This window comes from Streptomyces sp. NRRL WC-3549, assembly GCF_000721935.1.
Taxonomy (GTDB): domain Bacteria; phylum Actinomycetota; class Actinomycetes; order Streptomycetales; family Streptomycetaceae; genus Streptomyces.
The window spans coordinates 64622-68794 of record NZ_KL585383.1 but is presented as its reverse complement, the minus strand read 5'-3'; the positions used below and the strand labels follow the sequence as shown (position 1 = coordinate 68794).

The 4173-nt window shown below is 72.9% G+C and carries 4 protein-coding genes, 2 pseudogenes and 1 riboswitch; of the genes and pseudogenes, 5 read left to right on the top strand and 1 reads right to left on the bottom strand.

Features of this window, described 5'->3' with window-relative positions; translation table 11 throughout:
* The 4 genes and pseudogenes from IH13_RS0102500 to IH13_RS40355 form a co-directional block, all read left to right on the top strand.
* Positions 1–278: pseudogene (locus IH13_RS0102500) on the top strand (peptidase M16); the annotation flags it as partial.
* A gap of 26 nt (positions 279–304) precedes the next feature.
* Positions 305–1714, top strand: a complete 1410-nt coding sequence (locus IH13_RS0102495) for a M16 family metallopeptidase (protein ID WP_031080641.1) — start codon at positions 305–307, stop codon at positions 1712–1714.
* A 190-nt stretch (positions 1715–1904) separates the two neighbouring features.
* Positions 1905–2069, top strand: a riboswitch (cyclic di-AMP (ydaO/yuaA leader).
* 13 nt (positions 2070–2082) lie between these two features.
* Positions 2083–2865 (top strand): M23 family metallopeptidase, encoded by a 783-nt coding sequence (locus tag IH13_RS0102490; RefSeq protein WP_031080640.1) that lies wholly within the window; start codon positions 2083–2085, stop codon positions 2863–2865.
* 169 nt (positions 2866–3034) lie between these two features.
* Positions 3035–3202: pseudogene (locus IH13_RS40355) on the top strand (GntR family transcriptional regulator); the annotation flags it as partial.
* 219 nt (positions 3203–3421) lie between these two features.
* Here IH13_RS40355 and IH13_RS0102485 read toward each other — a convergent pair.
* Positions 3422–3703, bottom strand: coding sequence for an HPr family phosphocarrier protein (locus IH13_RS0102485; RefSeq protein ID WP_012378711.1), 282 nt, complete (start codon positions 3701–3703; stop codon positions 3422–3424).
* Positions 3704–3905: 202 nt separating this feature from the next.
* On the opposite strand from IH13_RS0102485, the gene IH13_RS0102480 reads away from it, so the two are divergent.
* On the top strand, positions 3906–4173 hold a 268-nt coding region (locus IH13_RS0102480), incomplete at its 3' end, for a hypothetical protein (RefSeq protein ID WP_031080639.1).

Here is a 4173-nt window from a genome sequence, read left to right as displayed (position 1 = left end):
TGTGTATAAGAGACAGGCTCGGCACGGTCGCCGGCCGTGCCGACGAACTCTGCCGGTACGCCGTCCTGTTCGGCGACCCGCAGCTCGCCCTGACCGCTGTGGGGCGGGTGCTCGACGTGACCGCCGACGAGGTCCGGGAGGCCGCCCAGGCGCATCTGCGCCCCGACAACCGGGCGGTCCTGGTCTACGAGCCGGTCGAACCGGCCGACGAGACCGAGGATTCCGGCGACGCGGCCCAGGCGGCCGGCACCGACGCGCACGAGGGGGCGGACAAGTGACCGACGCCGCCGTGACGGGAGTAGCGATGGAGTACCACCCGCAGCCGACCGCGGGCGAGGCCAGGCCCTGGGCCTTCCCGGCGCCCGAGCGGGGAGCCCTGCCCAACGGCCTGACCGTGCTGCGCTGCCACCGGCCCGGCCAGCAGGTCGTCGCCGTGGAGATCTTCCTCCAGGCGCCCCTGGACGCCGAGCCGGAGGGGCTGGACGGCGTGGCCACGATCATGGCGCGGGCACTGTCCGAGGGCACCGACAAGCACTCCGCGGAGGAGTTCGCGGCGGAGCTGGAGCGCTGCGGTGCCACGCTCGACGCGCACGCCGACCACCCCGGGGTGCGCGTGTCGCTGGAAGTCCCGGTCTCCCGGCTGGCCAAGGCCCTCGGCCTGGTCGCCGAGGCGCTGCGGGCCCCGGCGTTCGCCGAGGACGAGATCGAGCGGCTGGTGGGCAACCGCCTCGACGAGATCCCGCACGAGCAGGCCAACCCCGCCCGGCGCGCCGCGAAGCAGCTCTCCAAGGAGCTCTTCCCGGTCACCGCCCGGATGTCCCGGCCGCGCCAGGGCACCGAGGAGACGGTGCGGCGGATCGACGCCCCCGCCGTACGGGCGTTCTACGACGCCCACGTCCGCCCGTCCACCGCCACCGCGGTGGTCGTCGGGGACCTGACCGGGGTCGACCTGGAGGCGCTGCTCGCCGACACCGTCGGTGACTGGTCGGGCAACACCGCCCCGGCCCGCCCGGTGCCGCCCATCACCGCGGACGACACGGGCCGGGTGGTCGTCGTGGACCGCCCCGGAGCCGTACAGACGCAGTTGCTGATCGGCCGGATCGGCGCCGACCGCCACGACAGCGTCTGGCCGATGTGTATAAGAGACAGCGTCTGGCCCGCCCAGGTGCTCGGCACGTACTGCCTGGGCGGCACCCTCACCTCGCGGCTGGACCGTGTGCTGCGCGAGGAGAAGGGCTACACCTACGGCGTACGGGCGTTCGGCCAGGTGCTGCGCTCGACGGCGCCCGGCTCGTCCTCCGGGGCGACCGGTGCCGCGATGCTCGCCATCAGCGGTTCCGTGGACACCGAGTCCACCGGGCCGGCCCTGGACGACCTGTGGAAGGTCCTGCGCACCCTGGCGGCCGAGGGGCTGACCGACGCGGAGCGCGAGACCGCCGTGCAGAACCTCGTGGGCGTCGCCCCGCTGAAGTTCGAGACGGCCGCCTCCGTCGCGGCGACCCTGGCCGACCAGGTGGAGCAGCACCTCCCGGACGACTACCAGGCCCAGCTGTACGCGCGCCTGGCCGAGACCGGCACGGTCGAGGCCACCGCCGCGGTGGTGAACGCCTTCCCGGTCGACCGGCTGGTCACGGTCCTGGTGGGGGACGCCTCCAGGATCGTGGAGCCCGTCAGGGCACTGGGCATCGGAGAGGTGACGGTCGTCAGCGGCTGACGCCACGGACGGCATGGACCCCGGCGGGCACCTGCTCGCCGGGGTTTCCTCTTTTATCGCCTTTAGCACCAAACGGGGGTTTTGTCCTGTGGGATGAGCGACAAATCGGCTTGTCCGTTTGGTGGGGGAAAGGGATCCGTCCTAGCGTCGGCGCGGCTGTCCGTCATACCTGTGCCGCATCCGCGGTGCCGGACAGTCATCGCCGAGTCCCCGTCAGGCGCGAGCCTGGGGAGCCGGGGACCCACGCAGTCCCTGGGGTGAATCGGACGCCTGCGCCCGCGTGCGGCAGGTGTCCGTAGGAGACCTTCCTGCTCCGAACCCGTCAGCTAACCCGGTAGGCGAGAAGGAAGGAAAGGAACAGCCTCTCCATGGCGTTCACCCGTGCCACCGGGAAGCACCGTGCCCCGAGCCGACTGACGCGCAGGAGCGCCCAGGTCGCCGGCGCCGCCGCCCTGGCCACCGCCGGCGTCATCGGCGCCACCGCCTCCCCCGCCCTCGCCGCGGGCTCCGCCGCCTCCACCGTCGAGACCGTCGGGCTGACCCAGGTCACCGCCATCGGCAGCAGCCTCGCGGCCCAGATCGAGGCCCAGGCCGAGGCCCAGCAGCACCAGGCCGACCTCGCCGCGAAGGCGAAGGCCGAAGCGGAGGCGAAGGCCAGGGCCGAGGCGGAGACGAAGCGCAGGGCCGAGGAGGCCCGCAAGGCCGAGGCGCGTGCCGCCCGCGCCGCCGAGCGCGCCCGGCTGAACTCCTTCCGCCTCCCGGTCGCCGGTTCCTACGTCACCACCGGTTACAAGTCCGGCGGCTCCCTGTGGTCCTCCGGCAGCCATTCGGGCGTGGACTTCCGCGCCGCGTCGGGCAGCTCCGTCGTCGCCGTCGGCGCCGGCACGGTCGTCGAGGCGGGCTGGGGCGGCGCGTACGGCAACAACATCGTGCTCCGCATGACGGACGGCACGTACACCCAGTACGGCCACCTCTCCTCGATCGGTGTCCGCGTCGGTCAGCACGTCACCTCCGGCCGGCAGATCGGCCTGTCGGGGTCGACCGGCAACTCCACCGGGCCGCACCTGCACTTCGAGGCCCGTACGAGCCCGCAGTACGGCTCGGACATGGACCCCGTCGCCTACCTCCGCGCCCACGGCGTCCGGCTCTGACCCGGCCCCAGGCGTCGGCATCCCCCGCCGGGGTCTCCGGCGCACCGGTGCGCGGCCGAGGCGCTCCACCGCCAGTAGATGCGCGCGCCTTCCGCCTCGGCGTCGGAAATGTCCGGGAGAAGGCACCAGGGTCACGGAACAGGCGTCGATCGGCCGCGCCTCAGCGGGGATCAAGGCCCAGGTCCGGACGTGCGCATTCGCGCGCGTTTCGGTGTGTACGGCGATCCGTGACGACATCGCCTCCGGTGTCCTCGCGCGCGGCGGCCGTCTCACCGTAGGGGCGCTCGCCCGCCGTTACGGGGTCTCCCGGGTCCCGGTGCGCGAGGCGCCGCGCACCGGCTGCGCCGACCGGGGCGACGCGGACCGGCGCCGGCCCGCCGCGGGTTTCGCGACGAGACGTGAAGACGGCGGGCGCTCAGAACAGCAGTTCCGCTGTGCACGGAGAAGGAATCCGTTTCCGCTGCCCACATCCGAGTGAGACGACGAAGAGGCTGCGGCTCCCGACAGGGAACCGCAGCCTCGCCGCGGAAAGGATTCCGGACCCGACCGGCTCGGGTCAGACCGTCTCCGGGAGCTCCTCGAGCCCCTCGGCGACCAGCTTCGCCAGCCGGTCCAGGGCCGCCTCGGCGTCGTCCGCCTCGGAGGCGAGGACGATCTCCTCGCCGCCCTGGGCGCCCAGGCCGAGCACCGCGAGCATGGACGCGGCGTTCACCGGGTTGCCGTCGGCCTTGGCGATGGTGACCGGGACGCCGGAAGCCGTGGCGGCACGGACGAAGATGGAAGCGGGGCGGGCGTGCAGGCCCTCGGCCCAACCGACGTTGACGCGGCGCTCAGCCATGGTTCTGCCCTTCACGTTCAATGGTTGTCTGGACCCAATGGTTGTCTAGACCAGTCTCTCATGCGGTAGGCACTGCCGTGTGCGGTCCCGCACCGGTCGCCCCCACCCCCTCAGCCTTCCCGGGGCGACCGCGATCGCACACCGGCCGTCCAGGGCCGGTCGGCCCATGCGCGCCCGGTGCGGCGCGCCGTAGGCTTTCTCCATGGAGCCCACTCCGGAGCAGAGTCCGCACGCCTACCCCGACCACTGGGAAGCGGACGTCGTCCTCCGCGACGGCGGCACCGCCCGCATCCGGCCCATCACCACGGACGACGCCGAGCGGCTGGTCCACTTCTACGAGCAGGTCTCCGACGAGTCGAAGTACTACCGCTTCTTCGCCCCGTATCCGCGGCTCTCCGCCAAGGACGTGCACCGCTTCACCCATCACGACTACGTGGACCGGGTCGGACTGGCCGTCACCGTCGGCGGCG